Annotated in this window: 16 protein-coding genes; 13 read left to right on the forward strand and 3 right to left on the reverse strand. The window is 67.2% G+C overall.

Annotated features, from left to right (window positions below; translation table 11 throughout):
* Positions 1–11 precede the first annotated feature (11 nt).
* Positions 12–572, forward strand: a complete 561-nt coding sequence (locus AC2FAN_RS13155; protein ID WP_485174510.1) for a thioesterase family protein — start codon at positions 12–14, stop codon at positions 570–572.
* A gap of 6 nt (positions 573–578) precedes the next feature.
* On the opposite strand, the gene AC2FAN_RS13160 is transcribed toward AC2FAN_RS13155, so the two are convergent.
* Positions 579–4,151, reverse strand: coding sequence for a PAS domain-containing hybrid sensor histidine kinase/response regulator (locus AC2FAN_RS13160; RefSeq protein WP_485174512.1), 3,573 nt, complete (start codon positions 4,149–4,151; stop codon positions 579–581).
* A 280-nt stretch (positions 4,152–4,431) separates the two neighbouring features.
* Here AC2FAN_RS13160 and mscL point away from each other — a divergent pair, with 280 nt between their 5' ends.
* The 4 genes from mscL (at position 4,432) to AC2FAN_RS13180 (ending at position 8,841) form a co-directional block, all read left to right on the forward strand.
* Positions 4,432–4,851 (forward strand): large conductance mechanosensitive channel protein MscL, encoded by a 420-nt coding sequence (gene mscL, locus AC2FAN_RS13165; protein ID WP_265052353.1) that lies wholly within the window; start codon positions 4,432–4,434, stop codon positions 4,849–4,851.
* Positions 4,852–4,973: 122 nt separating this feature from the next.
* Positions 4,974–6,167 (forward strand): pyridoxal phosphate-dependent aminotransferase, encoded by a 1,194-nt coding sequence (locus AC2FAN_RS13170; RefSeq protein ID WP_485174514.1) that lies wholly within the window; start codon positions 4,974–4,976, stop codon positions 6,165–6,167.
* Between the two features lie 119 nt (positions 6,168–6,286).
* Complete coding sequence (locus AC2FAN_RS13175; protein ID WP_485174516.1) at positions 6,287–7,351, forward strand: AbrB family transcriptional regulator; 1,065 nt, start codon at positions 6,287–6,289, stop codon at positions 7,349–7,351.
* Positions 7,352–7,485: 134 nt separating this feature from the next.
* Positions 7,486–8,841, forward strand: coding sequence for a protoporphyrinogen/coproporphyrinogen oxidase (locus AC2FAN_RS13180; RefSeq protein WP_485174518.1), 1,356 nt, complete (start codon positions 7,486–7,488; stop codon positions 8,839–8,841).
* Between the two features lie 191 nt (positions 8,842–9,032).
* Here the strand turns inward: AC2FAN_RS13180 and AC2FAN_RS13185 are convergent, their stop codons facing one another.
* Together AC2FAN_RS13185 and AC2FAN_RS13190 are read right to left on the reverse strand one after the other, a co-directional pair.
* On the reverse strand, positions 9,033–9,965 hold the full coding sequence (locus tag AC2FAN_RS13185; protein WP_485174520.1) for an SMP-30/gluconolactonase/LRE family protein: 933 nt from the start codon (positions 9,963–9,965) through the stop codon (positions 9,033–9,035).
* Between the two features lie 151 nt (positions 9,966–10,116).
* Positions 10,117–11,022: a LysR family transcriptional regulator gene (locus AC2FAN_RS13190; RefSeq protein WP_485174522.1), complete on the reverse strand. Its 906-nt coding sequence runs from the start codon at positions 11,020–11,022 to the stop codon at positions 10,117–10,119.
* A gap of 138 nt (positions 11,023–11,160) precedes the next feature.
* On the opposite strand from AC2FAN_RS13190, the gene AC2FAN_RS13195 reads away from it, so the two are divergent.
* From AC2FAN_RS13195 to hisG, 8 genes are all read left to right on the forward strand, one after another.
* Entirely contained in the window at positions 11,161–12,597 is a 1,437-nt protein-coding gene (locus AC2FAN_RS13195) for an FAD-linked oxidase C-terminal domain-containing protein (RefSeq protein WP_485174524.1), read from the forward strand.
* 171 nt (positions 12,598–12,768) lie between these two features.
* On the forward strand, positions 12,769–13,056 hold the full coding sequence (locus AC2FAN_RS13200) for a GIY-YIG nuclease family protein (RefSeq protein WP_485174526.1): 288 nt from the start codon (positions 12,769–12,771) through the stop codon (positions 13,054–13,056).
* Between the two features lie 169 nt (positions 13,057–13,225).
* A complete protein-coding gene (glcE, locus tag AC2FAN_RS13205) occupies positions 13,226–14,413 on the forward strand; it encodes a glycolate oxidase subunit GlcE (RefSeq protein WP_485174528.1) in 1,188 nt (395 codons plus the stop codon).
* A 74-nt stretch (positions 14,414–14,487) separates the two neighbouring features.
* Positions 14,488–15,048, forward strand: a complete 561-nt coding sequence (locus AC2FAN_RS13210; RefSeq protein ID WP_485174530.1) for a DUF2585 domain-containing protein — start codon at positions 14,488–14,490, stop codon at positions 15,046–15,048.
* A gap of 3 nt (positions 15,049–15,051) precedes the next feature.
* Positions 15,052–16,425: a glycolate oxidase subunit GlcF gene (gene glcF, locus AC2FAN_RS13215; protein WP_485174532.1), complete on the forward strand. Its 1,374-nt coding sequence runs from the start codon at positions 15,052–15,054 to the stop codon at positions 16,423–16,425.
* A gap of 196 nt (positions 16,426–16,621) precedes the next feature.
* A complete protein-coding gene (gene hisS / locus AC2FAN_RS13220; RefSeq protein ID WP_485174534.1) occupies positions 16,622–18,196 on the forward strand; it encodes a histidine--tRNA ligase in 1,575 nt (524 codons plus the stop codon).
* A gap of 139 nt (positions 18,197–18,335) precedes the next feature.
* Entirely contained in the window at positions 18,336–19,448 is a 1,113-nt protein-coding gene (locus AC2FAN_RS13225; protein ID WP_485174536.1) for an ATP phosphoribosyltransferase regulatory subunit, read from the forward strand.
* Entirely contained in the window at positions 19,445–20,416 is a 972-nt protein-coding gene (gene hisG / locus AC2FAN_RS13230; protein ID WP_265052400.1) for an ATP phosphoribosyltransferase, read from the forward strand. The genes AC2FAN_RS13225 and hisG overlap by 4 nt, the downstream gene beginning before the upstream one ends.
* Positions 20,417–20,462: the final 46 nt, after the last annotated feature.

The following is a 20,462-nucleotide window of genomic DNA, read 5'->3' on the forward strand; positions in this document are numbered from 1 at the left end:
CGGCGCTCCCCATGAATCTCTGGTTCCGGCTGATCTGGCTCCTGCTGACGACGCGCTTCCGGCCAAAGCTCGCGCTGCCGCGGCAAGCCTCCATCCTGCCCTTCCGGGTCTGGTTCCACGATCTCGACACCAGCCTGCACATGAACAATGGCCGCTACTGGTCGCTGATGGATCTCGGCCGGCTTGATCTGATGCTGCGCAGCGGGCTGTGGCGGGCGGTGCTGCGCCATGGCTGGCTGCCCGTCGTCAATGCCGGCACCATCCGCTTCCGGCGCGAGATGCGCCTGTTCCGGCCGTTCCGGCTGGAAACCAGGATCCTGTGCTGGAGCGAGAACTGGCTCGTGATGCAGCATCGTATGCTGATGCATGGGAGCGACGGCAGGGAGATCGTCGCGGCGGTCGCGCTGGTCCGGGCGGCGCTCTACGACAAGCGTGCCCGCGCTTATGTCCCGGTGGCCCGAATCCTGGGCGAGATCGGCGTCGCCGCGACAAGCCCCGAGCCGAGCCCGGAAGTGGTGGCTTTCATTGCCTCCGAAGAAGCGATGCGCAGCGCCGCCTCGACGGCAGTCTGAACCCGGTTATTCGGCCGCCAGCCTTGTCGCGCGCCATTGCGCCAGCAGGGCGCGCAGCGCCGCAGGCTTCAGCGGCTTGTTGAGCAGATAGACATCGAGCGCGCTCGCGGCTTCGCGGACATGCGGCGTCCGGTCGGCGGTGAGCAGGATCGCCGGCATCGGCGTCCGGGCCCGTGCGCGCAGGGCGGTGATGGCTGTCAGCCCGTTGCCGTGGTCGAGATGATAGTCGGCGATCAGCACGTCGGCCTCGCCCTTGCTCCCGACATGCGGCAGCGCCTCGTCCAGCCCCGGCGCGATCGTGACCTGGCAGCCCCAGCCTTCGAGCAGGCGCTTCATGCCGTCGAGAATGGCGGGCTCGTTGTCGATGACGAGCAGCCGCATCCCGGCGAGCTGCCCGGCCGGGGCATTGCGCGGAGCGGCGCCGGTCGCCATCGCCGGCAGCGGCGCGGCGCGCGGCACCAGCACCGAGAAGCGCGAGCCGCGCCCCGGCGCCGAATCGAGCGTCAGCCCATGGTCGAGCGCACGCGCGATGCGCTGGACGATGGAAAGCCCGAGTCCGAGCCCGCGCGCCACCTTGGCGCCCTGGTCGAGCCGCTGGAACTCGCGGAACACCGTCTTCTGCTTGCTTTGGGGAATGCCGAGACCGGTATCGATGACCTCGACGGCGACCTGATTGCCCCGTCGGCGGCAGCCGATCAGCACCTTGCCGTTCGGCGTGTACTTGATCGCGTTCGAGATCAGGTTCTGCAGCAGCCGGCGCAGCAGGCGCCGATCCGAGCGCAGCGTCAGGCTGGTCGGCATGAAGACGAGCTTGAGCCCCTTCTCCTGGGCGCTGGGCTCGAACTCGCGCTGGAGCTGGCGCATCAGCTCGTCGAGCCGGAAGGAGGACAGTTCCGGCTTGAGCGCTCCGCCGTCGAGGCGCGAGATCTCGAGCAGCGCGGTCAGGATTTCCTCGACGGCGTCGAGCGAGGCGTCGATGTTCTCGGCGAGATCGGGCTGGCCGGCGGTGCGGTCGCGCTCGACCAGAGACGTCGCATAGAGGCGCGCGGCATTGAGCGGCTGCAGGATGTCGTGGCTGGCGGCCGCGAGGAAGCGCGTCTTCGAGGCGTTTGCGGCTTCCGCCTCGGCCTTGGCGCGCTGCAGCTCGGCATTGACGTGCAGCAGCTCCTCGGTGCGTTCCGCGACGCGCTTTTCGAGGCTCTCATTGGCGCGTTCGAGTTCCTCCTCGCCGGCGACGGTCTCGGTGATGTCGGTATAGGTCGTGACGAAGCCGCCATCGGGCAGCGCGTTGGTGCGGACCTCGATCACCTTCTTCGAGGGAAAGAGCTTGAGGCGGACCGGCTCGCGGTCGTTGACGAAGCTCTCCAGCCGCGCTGCCATCAGATCGTCCTGCGCGCCGTCGCCATAGGCGCCGCGCGCCGCGTTGAAGCGCACGATCTCGTCGAGACCCGTGCCGAAACGCACCAGCGAGGGCGGCAGGTCGTAGAGCTGGATGAAGGCCTGGTTCCAGGCGAGCAGCCTCAGATCGCGGTCGAGCACCGTGATGCCCTGGCCGGCATGGTCGAGGCCGTGCTGCAGGATGTCGCGATTGTACTGGAGCGCGGCCGAGGCGTCGTCGAGCAGCTTGAAGGCGGCCTCGGTCGAGAGGTTGCGGCGCTTCAGCAGCAGCGAGAGCACGAGGCGCGAGGAGGCCGCGCCGATCGCCGAGGAGAGCAGATGCTCGCCGAAGCGCAGCAGGTGGATATCGGCGTCGCGGCCGGGTTCGGTGGTTTCGCCGCGGCCGGTATTGAACCCGTCGAAGGCGCGCTCGGTGCGCTCCTGGCCGAGATAGCGCGCAATGGTCGACTGCAGCTCGCCCTCGGTGACGCTGGTCCGCCAGAGCGAGAAGGACTGCGCCATGGTCGCCGGCTGGGATTCGACGAAGGCGTTCGCCTGCAGGCGCTCCATCGCATTGGCGGGCCTCAGCAATGAGAAGCCGATATAGGCGAGGACGTTGAGCCCGAGGCTCCAGAACACGCCATGCGGCAGCGCCGGCCAATCCAGGCCGAACAGCGCTTCGGGCCTCAGGCTTTCGGCGCCGAACGGGCCGTTCGCGATGATCTCGCTCCACCAGCCGCCGGGCAAAGCGAGGCTCGGCATCAGCAGCGTATAGGCCCAGACCAGCGTGCCGATCGTCAGCCCCGCCACGGCGCCGAGCGCAGTCCCCCGTCGCCAGAGCAACCCCCCGAAGAAGGCCGGTGCGATCTGCGCCGTCGCCGCGAAGGACAGCAGGCCGATCGAGACCAGCGCCGCCTCGCCCGAGGCACGGTAATAGACATAGCCGAGCAGGATCACGAGGAAGATGCCGAGGCGGCGGATGATCACGACCTGGGAGCCGAGATCGCCGCCGGTGCTGCCGTTTCCGTCGCTGCTGCGGTTGAACCGCCGGCCCGCACGGCTGGGATCGCTCAGCGTGCGCCGCCCGCGCAGCAGCAGGGGCATGACGATATGGTTCGAGATCATGATCGCGAGCGCGACGGAGGCGACGATCACCATCGCCGTCGCCGCCGAGAGCCCACCGACGAAGACGAGGAGCGCGATCACCCCGGCTTCGCGCTGCAGCGGCAGCAGCAGCACGGTCATGTCGCGGTCGATGCCGCTGCCGGGGATGAGGATCTCGCCGGCCGCCGCCAGCGGCAGCACGAACAGGTTGATCAGAACGAGATAGAGCGGGAACATCCAGGCCGCCCGCCGCACGTCGCGGACATCGCGGTTCTCGACGATCGTCATGTGGAACTGGCGCGCCAGCAGCAGCGCCGCACAGCTCGACAGCAGGGTCAGAGTCAGGAAGTTCGGCCAGCTCGATGTCCGCTCCCAGATCGGCGGCATGCCGGACGGCGGCTTGGCGGCCTGGGAGAGCAGGTCGCCCGGCCCGCCGAACAGCCCGTAGACGATGAAGAAGCCGAGCACGAGGAAGGCGACGAGCTTGATCAGCGATTCGACCGCGATCGCGAGCACGAGCCCGTCCTGGTGCTCGGTGGCGTCGATATGGCGCGTGCCGAAAGCGCAGGCGAAGCCGGCGAGCACGATCGCCACCAGAAACGGCAGGTCGCTCAGCAGCGGAACACCCGGCATCAGCATGTGGCCGCCCGTCGCGGTGAGGAAGACCGACAGCGAATTGGCGACGGCCTTCAACTGCAATGCGATGTAGGGCAGCGCGCCGATCACGGCGACGATGCAGACCAGCGCCGCCACGCGCTCGCTCTTGCCGTAGCGCGCGCCGACGAAATCGGCGATCGAGGTGATGTTCTGCGACTTGGCGATGCTGACGATGCGCCCGACGAAGCGATGACCGAGGCCGATGACGAGGATCGGCCCGACATAGATGCCGAGGAAGTCGAAGCCGGCGCGATTGGCGAAGCCGACCGAGCCGTAGAAGGTCCAGGACGTGCAGTAGACGCCGAGCGCCAGCGCATAGATCGTGGTGCGCGCCCGGCCGGTCATCAGCTTGCGGCCGGAGGTGTCGGCGATATGGGCGACGGCGAACAGCCCGCACAGATAGGCCAGCGCGACCAGGATGACGGACCACGTGGGAATCATGGTGCGATCCGTGGCGCTGGGATGCGCGAGAAGGGCCGGAGTTCGGGCGCCATGAACCTTCGCTTCGAAATAAGCTTCCGCTTCGAGCTTTGTGACATTTTATCGGACGCCTCCGGCCCCCGCCATAAGACATTGGCGCAAGTCATCCCCAGCTCTTTGTCGCAAAAGCCGCAATCGACGCTGTTTTCGCGGGTATTCAGGCTTTCCCTGGTCCAGCGGGTTGGTCTAGCGTCCGATATCGGCTGATGGGGAAGCTCGTCGACTAGCTTAGGGGTACAGCATGCTGAAGGAATTCAAGGAATTCGCACTGAAGGGCAATGTCATGGATCTCGCCATCGGCGTGGTCATCGGCGCATCCTTCGGCAGGATCGTAGACTCCCTCGTCCAGGATATCATCATGCCGTTCATCGGCGCTCTCGGCGGCGTCGATTTCTCGAACTACTTCTTCGGCCTCAACCGTGCCGTCACGGCCCCTGTGCTCGACGAAGCGAAGAAGCAGGGCGCCGTGCTGGCCTACGGCAACTTCGTCACGGTCGCGATCAACTTCGTGATCATCGCCTTCGTCCTCTTCCTCGTGGTCAAGGGCATCAACCAGCTCAAGCGCAAGGCGGAAGCGGCGCCGGCGACGCCCGCGGCAACCCCCGCCGATGTCGCACTCCTGACCGAGATTCGCGATCTCCTGAAGCAGAAGGCCGTCTGAGGCGGGTGGTTGGGAGGCGCTGATTCATCACCGGCGCCGATTGACCTGATCTCGCGATTTCATGCCAGCCGGCGCCGCGATCGGCTAAAGGAGGGCATCGAATTTCGCGAGGTCGAAGCCCCATGAACACCACCGTCCTGCCCGGCAGCACCCTGGTCGCCGAGCTTCGGCCCGAAGCGCGCAACGCGCCGGAAAGCGGGATCGTCGAGGTCATGAACTACGGCCGGCTGCGGCCGGGCCTGATCCCGCTCTGGGTCGGGGAGGGCGATCTGCCCACTCCGTCCTTCATCAGCGAGACGGCGGCGCGCTCGCTGGCGGCGGGCGAGACCTTCTACACCTGGCAGCGCGGCATTCCCGAGCTGCGCGAGGCGCTGGCGCGCTATCATGAGCGCCTCTACGGCCAAAGCTTCTCGCCGGAGCGCTTCTTCGTCACCGGCTCGGGCATGCAGTCGGTCCAGATCGCGGTCCGCATGATCGCCGGCCCCGGCGACGAGCTCATCATTCCGACGCCGGCCTGGCCCAATTTCGGCGCAGCGGTCTCCGTCGCCGGCGCGCTCGCCGTCTGCGTGCCGATGGACTACGCCCAGGGCCGCTTCACGCTCGATCTCGACAAGCTCGCCGCCGCGATCACGCCGAAGACGCGCGGCATCCTGATCAACTCGCCCTCCAACCCGACCGGCTGGACCGCGACACGGGCCGAGCAGGAGGCGCTGCTCGCGCTCTCGCGCAAGCACGGCCTGTGGATCGTTGCCGACGAAATCTATGGCCGCTTCGTCTATGACGGTTCGGAGCGTGCATCGTCCTTCCACGATATCATGGATGCCGAGGACCGTGTCGTCTTCGTCCAGACCTTCTCCAAGAACTGGGCGATGACCGGCTGGCGCATTGGCTGGATCGAAGCGCCGGAAGCTTTCGGCCAGGTCATCGAGAACCTGATCCAGTACTCGACCTCCGGCTCGCCGGTTTTCGTGCAGCGCGGCGCCGTGGCTGCGCTCGACGAGGGCGAGGGCTTCGTCGCCGAGCAGATCGCGCGCGCCGCGGAAGGCCGCCGTATCATCTTCGAGGGCCTGAAGGCCACGAACCGGGTCACCCTCTCTGCGCCCGTCGGCGCCTTCTACCAGTTCTTCTCGGTCGATGGTCGCGAGGATTCCCGCAAGCTCGCGCTCGATCTGGTCGACACCGCCAATGTCGGGCTTGCGCCGGGCACGGCCTTTGGCCCCGGTGGTGAGACCGGCCTGCGCCTGTGCTTCGCGCGCAAGTCGTCCGATCTGGTCGAGGCTGTCGCACGCCTGCAGAAGGCGCTGACGGCAGCCTGACACGACCCCTGCCGCAGGCACAGGGCGGCTCTGTTCCAGAGACGCTCCTGACCGGTTGACCACTGGGGAGCCCGCCGCCATGAACGGCGGGCGCCGCCTTCCTCCGGCGCGCCCGGAGCATGATGAAACCGTTCGGCTACCCATCGACCCGGCTGACGATCCTCTGGCGGGAGATCCTGGTCATAGCGCTGGCCGCGGCGGGAGGAGGCGCTTTCGCGCTGCTGGGCATGCCCGCCGCGTGGCTCTCGGGCTCGATGCTGCTGAGCGCGATCGTGGCGCTGCTGCGCCCGCTGCCGACGCTGCGGCGTCCCTGGTTCGATGCGACCATGGTGCTCTCCGGCACGATCCTCGGCTCCGCTGCCACCCCGGATGCCCTGGCCGCTGCGGCGCGCTATCCGGCCTCGCTCGCGATCCTCCTGCTCGGTGTCGCCGCGATCATGTTCGCGACCGGCGCCTATCTGCGCCATGTCGCGCGCTGGCCCTGGATCGACGCGCTGCTGGCCGCCGCGCCCGGCGCTCTCTCGACCGTACTTGCCGTCGCACAGGCGAAGGGCGCGAATATCGGCCGCATCTCGGTCGTCCAGCTCTTCCGCCTGCTCGTGCTGGTGGCGCTGCTGCCCAGCGTGATGCAGCTCACTGGCGCATCGGCTGGGATGCCGGTTCCCGATGTCCTGTCGGTCGGCGCCTCGACCATGCTCGGCGTAACGATAGCAGGGCTCGCGCTTGGCCTCGTCTTCGAGCGCCTCGGCATGGCCGCGCCGCTGATGTTCGGCGCGACCTTCGCCAGCTCCTTCCTGCATGGCAGCGGGATGGTCGAGGGCTCGCTGCCCATGCCGATCCAGATCGCCGTGCAGGTCCTGCTCGGCTCGACCATGGGCGGGCGCATCGCCCATATCCCGCGCAACGAGCTCAGGGGTCTGTTTCCGCTCGCCATCGGCGGCTTTGCGGTCTCGATCGGCGTCGCCTTCCTCTTCGCCTGGCCGGCGGCCTGGCTCGCGGGCGTCTCCTATGCCAGCGGCATGGCGGCCTTCGCGCCGGGCGGGCTGGAGGCGATGGCGATGCTCGCCTTCGCCATGAGCCTCGACACGCTCTATGTCGGCGCCCACCATCTCGTTCGCTTCGTCATCATCGGGCTGGCGATGCCGCTGGTCCTGACCCGCATCAAGAGCGCGCCGCCGCGCTGACGGTCCGCGCCGGGTAAGCTTAACAATCCATTATACTTCATCTCCTTCATTGCGAGTTCGGTGCAAATCCGAATTCACTCGCTCCTGTTAAGTCATGGCCGTCGACTTGCTTCGACGGATACGGAGCGATCTCCATGAACATCGCCGTCCAGTCGCCCAGCGTGTGGCGCCGCTTTGCCAAGCCCGTCGCGATCATCGGTGCCGGCATCGCCGGCCTGACGGCCGCCTTCGACATCGAGCGCCGGGGCCTGCGCGCCACCGTCTTCGAAAGCGGCAAGGCGGTCGGCGGCATGGCATCCTCCTTCAAGGACGCCGACGGCTACACCTACGATTTCGGCGCGCATTTCGTCAGCAACCGGCTGGCCGATGCGATGGGCGCCAGCTCAGTCTCGAGGACCGTCCATCACTACGGCGAGGCGGTCGCGCTCGGCCAGAAAAGCTACAGCTACCCCTTCGGCCTGGCGCTTTCGCCGCGATACGCCGTCAGCGCCGTGTCGGCACGTCTCAATCCCCAGCCCGTCCAGAACGCCGCCGATTGGTTCCGCAACGCCTATGGCGAGGCGCTGGCCGAGGATGTCGCGATCCCGCTCGCCGAGGCCTGGTCGGGCGCGCCGGCGAGCGAGCTTTCGCCTGCCGTCGGCAACAAGCTCGCCGCCGGGGTGATGAAGACCTTCTATCTGAAGGCGGCCTCGCGCCTCTCGGGCAGGGCGGTCTGCAACGGCTATTCGCATGAGATGCCGGAGAGCCCGCGCGTCTACCACGTCTATCCGGAAGGCGGCGTCGCCAAGCTGCTGGAGCCGACCGTGGCCCACCTCAGTGACAGCATCGCGCTGGAATCGAAGGTCGAGCGCGTCTTCGTCGAGAACGGCAAGGTCGCCGCTGTGAAGGTCAACGGCCGCGAGATCGGCGTCTCCGCCGTCATCAGCACGGCGCCGGTCCATATCCTGCCCAATCTCGTCGAGGGCACCGACGCGCTCGACGAGCTGCGCAGCTTCCGCTACCGCCCGATGATCTTCGTCAACCTGCGCTTCGAGGGCCGCAACCTGCTGCCCGACACGATGCTGTGGGTGCCGGATCGCACGCAGCCCTTCTTCCGCGTGACGGAAGCGCCTTTCTCGATGCCCTGGCTCGCGCCGGAGGGGCGCACGCAGCTGACCTTCGACATCGGCTGCGAGGTCGGCGACGCCTGGTGGACGATGTCCGACGAGAAGCTGGCCGAAGCCTGCCTCGAAGGGCTCTGCCGCATCTATCCGCATCTGCGCAGCCGCTATGTCGGCCCCGGCGGCATGCTGAAGACGCCCTTCGCCTATCCGGTCTATCTCGGCGCCTATGAGCAGCGCCGCCAGGATTTCGCCCGCAGCACCGGCGTGGCCGGCCTCTACAGCATCGGCCGCAACGGCGAGTTCGCCCATCTCCTGATGGAGGACATCTACTGGCGCACGCTCAAGCGGATGAACGACGTTGCCGACTATGTCGGGCGGGAGGTCTGAGAAGCCGGCTGCTCGTTCGATATCGCCTGTTGACCTCTGAGCTTCCCGGAACCGCCACCGTCATTCCGGACAAGCCGCGAAGCGGCGCCGATCCGGAATCCATTATAGGGCTCGATGCACTACGATGGATTCCGGGTCTGCGCTGCGCTTGCCCGGAATGACGGTGCGTTTCCGCGTAAAAACGGCGGACTCTAAGGCCGCTGCGCTCCATTGGTGTGCGTCATCACCGCATAGAGCGAGGTCGTGCCGCAGATGAACAGGCGGTTGAACTTCGGCCCGCCCCAGCAGACATTGGCGACGATCTCGGGGATCGCGACCTTGCCGATCAGGGTGCCGTCCGGGTGGTAGATGTGGACGCCATCGGCCGCGCTCGTCCAGATCCGGCCCTCGATGTCCAGACGGAAGCCGTCGAACAGCCCCGCCGTGCAGGTCGCGAAGACTTTTGAGGCGCCGAGCGTCTCGCCATCAGCCTCGACAGTGACGGCGCGGATGTGGCGCGGCCCGTTCTCGGGATCATGGCTCGCGCCGGTATCGGCGATGTAGAGGATGCTCTCGTCCGGCGAGAAGGCGAGGCCGTTGGGCTTGACGAAATCGTCGGCGACGATCGCGATCTCGCCGGTCCGCCCGTCGATGCGGTAGACGTTGCAGGTGCCGATCTCGCTCGGCGACTTGTCGCCCTCGTAGTCGCTGAGGATGCCGTAATCGGGATCGGTGAACCAGATCGAACCGTCCGATTTCACCACCACATCGTTTGGCGAGTTCAGGCGCTTGCCGCCGAAATGGCTGGCCAGCACCGTGATCGAGCCGTCATGCTCGGTGCGCGTCACCTGCCGCCCGCCATGTTCGCAGGTGACGAGCCGGCCTTGCGTGTCGACGGTGTTGCCGTTGGAGTTGCGCGCCGGCTGGCGGAAGACCGCCGTCTGGCCCGAAAAGGCGTCGTAGCGCAGCATCCGGTCGTTCGGAATGTCGGACCAGACCAGCGAGTTGTGCGCCGGAAACCAGGCCGGCCCCTCCGACCAGCGTGCGCCCGTCCAGAGCCGCTCGACCCGGGCCGAGCCGGGGATGACGCGGTGGAAACGCGGATCGAGGACCGAAACCCCCGTGCCTTCGAGCACGCCGAACATGTCATTCCTCCCTTGCTGCCGGATCGTCATTCACGGGCGAAGCGAAGCGTAGACCCGAGAATCTCAGGCAGAAAGAGCGGCTCTCTTGTCTTGAGATGCCCGGGTCAAGCCCGAGCATGACGGTACGGCCCGATCTCGATCCGGCAAGCGTCTACAGCGCAAGCCCCGCATCCCAATAGGGCGTGGCGCCGTAGAGCTCGCCGAGATAGTCGACGAAAGCGCGCACCTTCTGCTCGAGATGTCGGCGGCTCGGATAGACCGCATAGACCGCGACACGCGAGCCCACCGCATAGGCCGGCAGCACGCGCTGCAACGCCCCCGATTTCAATTCCGGCCCGACATCCCAGGTCGAGCGCAACGCGATGCCGACGCCCGCCAGCAGCGCCTCGCGCACGACCTCGCTCGAATTGGTGCGTAAGGGGCCGTTGATCCGTACCGAGACCGGCCCCTCCGGCCCGTCGAGCCGCCAGTGGTCGGCATTGTGGGCGATCAGGGTGTGGCGGCTGAGATCGCCGATCTCGCTTGGCGTGCCATGGGCGGCGAGATAGCCCGGCGTGGCGCAGAGGACGCGATGGTTCGGCGCGAGCCGCTTCGCGACGAGGCTCGAATCCTGCAGGTCGGCGATCCGGATCGCGAGGTCGAAACCCTCCCCGACGACATCGACGAAGGCGTCGCTGAGCACGAGGTCGACCGTCACCAGCGGGTTGGCGTCGAGGAAGCGTTTCAGATGCGGCGCGACATGCATCCGGCCGAACGAGGTCGGGGCCGAAACCCGTAGCGTACCCCGCACTTGCCCCGCGCCGCTCGCCACCCAGGCCTCGGCCTCCTCGATCGAGGACAGGATCGAAACGACGCGCTCGTAGAAGCCCTGTCCGGCTTCTGTCAGTGCGAGCTGGCGGGTCGTGCGCTGGAGCAAGCGCACGCCGAGCCGCTCCTCCAGCCGGCGGATACGCTTCGAGATCACGGCCGGCGACAGGTTGAGCTGGCGCCCGGCCGCCGACATGCTCTTGGTCGTGACGACATGCGCGAACACGTCGAGATCGCCGAACCGGTCCATCAGCGCGCCACCTTTTCCATTTCGGAAATAATGGCTGGCTTTATGCGCACGCTGCAAGAGGCATTGAATTGGTCTAATCTGCCGCGCACAGAGAGTGCCGTATGCGGCGCGTCCGAGCCGTGGAAATGGGAGGGAGAGATGAGCGCAATAGCTTTTCCGGTGCCGGATGCCGGCATCCTCGCCCGCCGCGAATCGATCATCGCAGGCCTCGCCGGGCTCGTCGCGCCGCAGGCGCTGATCACCAGCGATGACGAGCGCAGGCCTTACGAGACCGACGCGCTCACCGCCTATCGCCGCATGCCGCTGGCCGTCGTGCTGCCCTCGACCACGCAGGAGGTCGCTGCCGTGCTGCGCTATTGCAGCGACCAGGGTGTGCCGGTGGTGCCGCGTGGCGCCGGCACCTCGCTGGCCGGCGGCGCGATCCCGCAGGAAGACGCCATCGTCATCGGCGTCTCGAAGATGAACCGCATCCTCGAGATCGACTACGCCAACCGCTTCGCGAAGGTTCAGGCCGGCGTCACCAATCTCGCCGTCACCGGCGCGGTCTCGGCCGATGGCTTCTTCTACGCGCCCGACCCGTCCTCGCAGCTCGCGTGTTCGATCGGCGGCAATATCGGCATGAACTCCGGCGGCGCCCACTGCCTGAAATACGGCGTCACGACCAACAACGTGCTCGGCGTCACCCTCGTCATGCTCGACGGCAGCATCGTCGAGATCGGCGGCAGCCACCTCGATTCGCCGGGCTACGACCTGCTCGGCCTGATCAACGGCTCGGAAGGCCAGCTCGGCATCATCACCGAGGCGACGGTGCGCATCCTGCGCACGGCGGAAGGCGCGCGGCCCGTCCTCTTCGGCTTCCCGACCAGCGAGCAGGCGGGCGCGGCCGTCGCCGCGATCATCGGCGCCGGCATCATTCCGGTCGCGATGGAGTTCATGGACAAGCCGGCGATCGAGATCTGCGAGGCCTTCGCCAAGGCCGGCTATCCGATGGATGTCGAGGCGCTGCTGATCATCGAGGTCGAGGGCTCGGATGACGAGATGGACGCCCAGCTCGCCCGCATCGTCGCCATCGCCCGCGAGCACGGCGTCGCCACCGTCAAGGAATCGAAATCGGCGATGGAGACCGCGGCGATCTGGAAGGGCCGCAAATCCGCCTTCGGGGCGACCGGCCGCATCGCCGACTACATCTGCATGGACGGCACCATCCCGACCGGCCAATTGCCTTATGTGCTCAAGCGCATGGCGGAGATCGTGAAGAGCTACGGCCTGCGCGTCGCCAACGTCTTCCACGCCGGCGACGGCAACCTGCACCCGCTCATCCTCTACAACTGCAATGACCCGGTCGAGGCGCAGAAGGCGGAGGATGCCGGCATGGACATCCTCAAGCTCTGCGTCGAGGTCGGCGGCTGCCTCACCGGCGAGCACGGCGTCGGCATCGAGAAGCGCGACCTGATGACCTTCCAGTTCAATCTGGAGGATCTGGCGCAGCAGATGCGGGTGAGGGCAGTCTTCGACGAGCGCTGGCTGCTCAACCCCGCGAAGGTGTTCCCGCTGGAAGGCAGGGTGGCGGCGTGACGAACCTCTCCGTCATTCCGGGGCTTCGCGCAGCGAAGAGCCCGGAACCCAGAGCCGATGCGGGGTATCGTTGTCTTGGTCAGGTCGATCCGCTTCACTGTCGGGCGGCATCGGTTCTGGGTTCCGGGCTCGCCGCTTCACGGCGCCCCGGAATGACGAGGGAGGATGTTCTTGCCCTTTCACGTCTACCTGCTTGCGAGCGGCCAGCATGGAACCCTCTATCTCGGCGTGACCCGCGATCTCGCTCGGCGTGTTCACGAGCACAAGACCAAGGCTTACCGTGGCTTCTCCCGCAAATACGGCGTCGACAGGCTGGTTTGGTACGAGGAGCATGCGACGGCGGCCGATGCGATCGAGCGCGAAAAGGACATCAAGAAGTGGCGTCGCGACTGGAAAGTCAGGTTGATCGAAGAACAGAATCCGCTTTGGAGCGATCTCTACCCGCTTCTGGTGCAATGAACCTCCACCGTCATTTCGGGGCAGCGCGAAGCGCTGAGCCCGGAACCCAGAACCGATGTCTGCAATCGTTACTCTGGCGAAATCGTGCTGTTTCAATCCCGAATGGCATCGGTTCTGGGTTCCGGGCTCGCGCCTTCGGCGTGCCCCGGAATGACGGCGGAGCTTGGTCGTGACCATCCACACTCCCACCACCGAGGCGCAGGCCTGCGCCGTCGTGAAATCCGTGATCGATTCCCGCGTGCCTCTCACCTTGCGCGGCGGCGGCACGCGCGCAGGCCTTGGGCGGCCGGCCCAAGCGGAAAGCACCTTGTCCAGCGCTGGCTTGACTGGAATTACCCTCTACGAGCCGGCCGAGATGGTCATCGCCGCCCGGGCCGGCACGCCGCTCGCGCTGGTGCAGGAGACGCTCGCCGAGCGCGGCCAGATGCTGCCCTTCGAGCCGATGGATCATCGCGCGCTCTTCGGCACCGAGGGCGAGCCGACGATCGGTGCCGTCGCGGCCTGCAACATCTCCGGGCCGCGCCGGATCAATGCCGGCGCCGCGCGGGATTCGCTGATCGGCATCCGCCTGATCAACGGCCGCGGCGAGATGATCAAATCCGGCGGGCGGGTGATGAAGAACGTCACCGGCCTCGACCTGGTGAAGCTCGTTTCCGGCAGCCACGGCACGCTCGGCTTCCTCACCGAGGTCACCTTCCGCGTGCTGCCGAAGCCGGAGCGCATCGTCACGCTGCGATGGTCCGGCCTCTCGGACGAGCAGGGCGTCGCGCTGCTTGCGAAGGCGCTGGGCTCGCCTTTCGAGCCGATGGCGGCCGCCCATCTGCCGGCAGGTCTCGCAGGCGATGCCGCGCAGACGCTGCTGCGGCTGGAGAATTTCTCGGACTCGATCGAATACCGCGCCGGCGAACTCGCGCAGCTGCTCGGCGAATACGGCCTGCCGGATCGTCTGGAGGGAGCGGAGCCGACCGAGCTTTGGAGCGACATCCGCGACGCCGGCGTCTTCGCTGGAACGACGGAGACCGTCTGGCGGCTCTCGCTCGCGCCAACGAACGGGCCGAAGGCGGTGGCTGCGATCGCCCGCACCATGCCGGACGCGCGCTGGTTCTACGACTGGGGCGGCGGGCTGGTCTGGCTCGCCACTTCTGCGGACGGGGATGCCGGCGCGGCAGCGATCCGCGCCGCGCTGAAGCCGCTCGGCGGCCATGCCGCGCTGGTGCGCGCGCCCGATGCGGTGCGTGCCGCCGTCGACGTGTTCCAGCCGCTGGCCGAGCCGCTGATGCGGGTCACGGCCGGCATCAAGAAGAGCTTCGACCCGGCCGGCATCTTCGAGCCCGGCCGGATGTATGCGGGGATCTGATGGCGTTTGCTGAATCGCTTTCTTCCGAGGCACCGTCCGCGCGCAGGAGCTGGGCGCCCAATCGCCTGGGGCCTATGACGCTAGTCCTGCTGGCGGCGCTGCTGATCGCCGTGGCGGCGGGCATCCTGCTCTGGATGGGGCGCGAGCCGATCTGCAAATGCGGGAACATCAAGCTCTGGCAGGGCACGGTGATGTCCTCCGAGAACTCCCAGCACATCACGGACTGGTACACCTTCTCGCACATCATCCACGGCTTCCTGTTCTACGGCCTGTTCTGGCTGATCCGCCGTCTCACCGGCCTGCCGATTTCCTTTGGCCTCGCGCTGCTGCTGTCCATCGTCGTCGAGAGCGCCTGGGAGATCACCGAGAACACCGATGCGGTGATCAACCACTACCGCTCGGCGACGATCTCGCTCGACTATTACGGCGACAGCGTGCTGAACTCGGTCAGCGACATCCTCTCGATGGTGCTGGGTTTCATCATCGCCCGGCTGGCGCCGGTCTGGGTGACGGTGACGAGCGCGCTGGCGATGGAGCTGATCGTCGGCTGGCTGATCCGCGACAACCTCACCCTCAACGTCATCATGCTGCTCTGGCCGATGGACTGGATCAAAGCCTGGCAAGGCGGAGCTTGAGCGATGCAGACCAATTTCAGCCCCGAGCGTCTCGCCTCCGATCCGCGCATGCCGGCCTCGGAGAAGATCCTGCGGACCTGCGTGCATTGCGGCTTCTGCACCGCGACCTGCCCGACCTACCTCCTGCTCGGCGACGAACTCGATTCCCCGCGTGGGCGCATCTACCTGATCAAGGACATGCTGGAGAACGGCAAGCCGGCCACCGCCGAGGTGGTGAAGCACATCGACCGTTGCCTCTCCTGCCTCTCCTGCATGACGACCTGCCCCTCGGGCGTGCACTACATGCACCTTGTCGACCATGCCCGCGCGCATATCGAGGAGACCTATCGGCGCTCCTGGCATGACCGGCTGCTGCGCAAGGTGCTGGCGGCGATCCTGCCCTATCCCGACCGCTTCCGCGCGGCGATGCTGGCCGCGCTCGCGGCCAAGCCCTTCGCCCCGCTGCTCGGCCTCGTGCCGGGCGTCGGCCAGAAGCTGAAGGCGATGCTGGCGCTGGCGCCCGCGCGTTTGCCGACACGCTCAATGATGGAAGGCCCGCAGAACTTTCCGCCGCCCGCGGCGCGGACGAGACGCGTGGCGCTGCTTTCCGGCTGCGCCCAGCCGGTGCTCGACCCGGCGATCAACGAGGCGACGATCCGCCTGCTCAACCGCCACGGCGTGGAGGTCGTGCTGCCGAAGGGGGAGGGCTGCTGCGGTGCGCTCGTCCACCATATGGGGCAGGAGCATGATGCGCTCGGCTTCGCACGCAAGAACATCGACGCCTGGATGGCTGAGGTCGATGGCGAGGGGCTCGACGCCATCCTGATCACGGCGAGCGGCTGCGGCACGACGATCAAGGATTACGGCTTCATGTTCCGCAACGAGCCGGCTTATGCCGAAAAGGCGGCGAAGGTCTCCGCGCTGGCGAAGGACGTCATCGAGTTCCTGGAGACGCTGGAACTTGCCCCCGTCCGCGACGTCGCCATGCCCATCGCCTATCACTCCGCCTGCTCGATGCAGCACGGCCAGCAACTCAAGGATGGGCCGAAGCGCTTGCTGTCCGGCGCGGGCTTCAAGGTCAAGGAGGTGCCGGAGGGCCATATCTGCTGCGGCTCGGCCGGCGTCTACAATATCCTCCAGCCCGAGATCGCGGGCAGGCTGCGCGAGCGCAAGATCGGCAATATCGAGCGCACCAAGCCGATGCTGGTCGCGACCGGCAATATCGGCTGCATGACCCAGCTCGCCAAGGGCTTCGCCGACAAGGGTGCAACCACCCCTGTCGTGCATACCGCCGAGCTGCTCGATTGGGCGACTGGCGGTCCGCTGCCGGAGAAGCTGGCGCGGGCTGGGATCGAGGATCGGCCGCTAAGGGAACCGGCGCTGGTCGCGGCGGAGTAGCAAGCGCGTCATGCTCGGGCTTGACCCGAGCATCTCTGGCCGCAGAAGGCTCCCGCGCTTTCTCGTATGAGATTCTCGGGTCTGCGCTTCGCTTCGCCCGAGAATGACGACGCGTGACTTGCCCCTCGCGTCTGTACGGTCTAACCCGCCGTCCAGTCCTTTTTCGTATACACGAAATCCGGTTTTGAGCTCGCCCATGTCCGCCGACAAATCCGCTCCTGCCAAGCTGAAGGCCCGCCAGCCGCGCGGCTTCGTCGATCGTGGCCCGGCCGATGTCGCCGCCACCGAGCGCATGCTCTCCGTCATCCGCGAGAGCTTCTCGGTCTATGGCTTCGATCCGGTCGAGACGCCTTTCGTCGAGTACACTGACGCGCTCGGCAAGTTCCTGCCGGACCAGGACCGGCCGAACGAGGGCGTCTTCTCCTTCCAGGACGATGACGAGCAGTGGCTCTCGCTGCGCTACGACCTGACGGCGCCGCTCGCCCGCTATGTCGCCGAGAATTTCGACGCGCTGCCGAAGCCCTATCGCAGCTATCGCGTCGGCTACGTCTTCCGCAACGAGAAGCCGGGTCCGGGCCGCTTCCGCCAGTTCATGCAGTTCGACGCCGATATCGTCGGCTCGGGCACCGTCGCGGGCGATGCCGAGATCTGCATGCTCGCCGCCGACACGATGGAAAAGCTCGGCATCAAGCGCGGCGACTATGTCGTGAAGGTCAACAACCGCAAGGTGCTCGATGGCGTTATGGATGCTGCCGGGATCGATCCTGCGGCGCGCCTCACCGTGCTGCGCGCGATCGACAAGGCCGACAAGTTTCCGCTCGAAGAGGTCCGTAAGCTTCTCGGCGAAGGCCGCAAGGACGAAAGCGGCGACTTCACCAAGGGCGCGGGCCTGTCCAGTGCCCAGGCGGATCGCATCATCCGTTATCTGGAACTCGGCCAGAAGCTCGCGGAACTGGGTAAGGCCAATGCCGAGGACAGCGAAGGTTCCGCCAAGCTGTCGGCCGCGGCGCTCGTCGATCTGCGCGAGCTTGTCGAAGGCGCCGAGAATGGTCAGGCCGGTATTGCGGAACTGGAGCAGATCCGCGAACTGATCACCGCGGCCGGCTATCTCGGCCGCATCATCATCGACCCCTCCATCGTCCGTGGCCTCGAATACTACACCGGCCCGGTCTACGAGGTGGAGCTGACCTTCCCGGTCACCAATGATGACGGCCAGGTCGTGCGCTTCGGCTCCGTCGCCGGCGGCGGGCGCTATGACGGCCTCGTCGGACGCTTCCGGCCCGAGCCCGTGCCGGCGACCGGCTTCTCGATCGGCGTCTCGCGGCTTTACTCCGCGCTGAAGGCAGTGAAGTCGCCAATCGTCGACAGCAGGAACGAACTGCCGCTCGTCGTCGTCACGGCGATGGACAACAAGTCGCCGGAGTTCATGCCGGGCTATCAGGCGATGGTCTCGGCGTTGCGGCAGGCGAAGGACGCCGACGGCAAGCCGCTGCTGCGCGCCGACCTCTATCTCGGCTCTTCCGGCTTCAACGCCCAGATGAAATATGCCGACCGTCGCGGTGCCGTCTGCGCCGTCATTCAGGGCTCGTCGGAGCGCGAGGCCGGCACCGTCGTCATCAAGGACCTGATCCTCGGCGCCGAACTCGCTGCCGCCAGCCGCGACGTCAAGGATTCCGCCGAGCACAAAGCCAAGCAGGCCGAGGCGCAGTTCGCCGTGCCGGTGGCCGAACTGGTGGAAGGGGTGAAGCGGGTCCTGGCGCGACATTCGTGAAGGCGCGTCATGCTCGGGCTTGACCCGAGCATGACGCCTCTCGCAGCCCGCCAAACTCCATTCACCCATTTCCCTCAAATCCCTCGAAAATTCGTCGCGCCGCTGCTAGGACGGCGCTCGCAACAGGACAGGACGAGCCGTGCCCGCCAGCCGCGCCAGCATCGACACCGTGATCGCGCTCTTCGCGGGCGAGGGTTATGCGCGGGCGGAGCCCGCCATCCTCCAGCCCGCCGACGTCTTCCTCGATCTGTCGGGTGAGGATATCCGCCGTCGTATCTTCATGACGCAGGATGCCGATGGCCGCGACTGGTGCCTGCGCCCCGAATACACCATCCCCGTCGCGCTCGATCACATCGCCTCGAGCTCAACCGAGCCGGCGGCCTACGCCTATGCCGGGCCCGTCTTCCGCATGCGCTCGGGCGAGCCGGGCGAGTTCCAGCAGGCCGGGCTCGAATCCTTCGGCCGGGACGATTCCACCGCCGCCGATGCCGAGATCATGGCGCTCACCATCGACACCACCGCCGCGCTCGGGCTGAAGGCGCCGCGCATCGCCATGGGCGATGTCGCGCTGCTCGGCGCGCTGCTCGATGGGCTGGCGGTGCCGCAGGGCGCGCGCCGCCGTCTCGTGCGCGCCGTCGTGCAGGGCAAGGGCGCGGAAGCCGTTGATGCGCTCGATCCGCCCGCGGCCGATGACGACGCCGCCCATGCCGGCCTGCTCAAGGCGCTGGAAGGGCAGGACCCCAAGGCAGCCCGCGCCTTCGTCGAGGATGTGCTTTCGATCGCCGGCATTTCGACGGTCGGCGGACGCACGGCGAGCGATATCGCCGAGCGTTTCCTGGCGCGCGCCGCCGAGCGCGAGAACCCGGTCAATGGCGACGTCAAGGCGCTGCTCGCCCAGGTGCTCGCCGTGTCGGGCGATCCGGATGCGGCCTCCGCGGCGCTGCGGGCGCTCGCCGATCAGGCTTCGCTCGATCTCGGCCGGCAGCTCGATGCCTTCGACGAGCGCACCGGCTTCCTGGCCGCGCGCGGCGTCGATGTCGGCGCCATCCAGTTCTCGGCCGGGTTTGCCCGCAATCTCGATTACTACACCGGCTTCATCTTCGAGCTGCACGACGACGCCCGCGGCGATGGCAAGCCCGTCGCCGGCGGCGGCCGTTACGACAACGTCCTCGGGCGCCTTGGCGCTGGCCGGCCGATCCCGGCCGTCGGTGCCTCGCTCTGGCTCGACCGGCTGACGGGAGAAGCCCGATGACGGATGCGCCTCTCGTTCTCGCCGTGCCCTCGAAGGGGCGGCTGCAGGAGAACGCCACCGCCTTCTTCGGTCGCGCCGGGCTGAAATTCGTCAAGGCCAGCGGCGAGCGCGGTTATCGCGGCACGATCGCGGGGCTTGATGGCGCGGAGGTCGCCTTCCTCTCGGCCTCCGAGATCGTGGCGCAGCTCGCCTCGGGTGCCGCCCATATCGGCATTACCGGCGAGGACCTCGTCCGCGAGCAGCTCCCGGATGCCGATGCGGCGGTCGAGATGCTGACCCCGCTGGGCTTCGGCCATGCCAATGTCGTCGTCGCCGTGCCGCAGGCCTGGATCGACGTGCGCAACATGGCCGATCTCGACGATGTGGCCTCGACGATGCGCGCCCGCCATGGCCGCAAGCTCCGAGTCGCGACGAAATATGTGCACCTGACCCGCCGCTTCTTCGCGCAGCACGGCCTTGCCGATTACCGCATCGTCGAGAGCCTCGGCGCCACGGAAGGTGCGCCGGCTGCCGGCACGGCCGAGATCGTGGTCGATATCACCACCACCGGCGCGACGCTCTCCGCCAATGCGCTGAAGGTGCTCGATGACGGCGTGATGCTGGCTTCGGAGGCCAATCTCGTCGCGTCGATGCAGGCGCCCTGGGGCGATCGTGCCAAGGCTGCTGCCAGGACCATCCTCTCCCGCATCGCGGCGGAGGAGGAGGGGCGCACGGTCCGCGAAGTGCGCGCGAGCCTCGCTCTCGCGCCGGATGTTCTGGCGGCACTGGAGGAGCGCTTCGGGGCTCGTCTTCCCTTTGGCGCGCCTGCGCCCGGCGCGCCGCTCACGCTGCATTGCCCGGACAAGGTCGTGTTCGCGCTGGTCGAGCATCTCGACGGGCTCGGCGCCGACGACGTGACCGTGACGGCACCGGCCTATGTCTTCCGCCGTTCGAACCGCCTGCTCGAGCGGCTCAACGCCAGGATCTGAAACGATTTTCCGTAGCGGAATGCTTTCCGCCGCGCTTCAGCCTTGA

Source organism: Allobosea sp. RIT-PG3_2 (genome assembly GCF_057321085.1).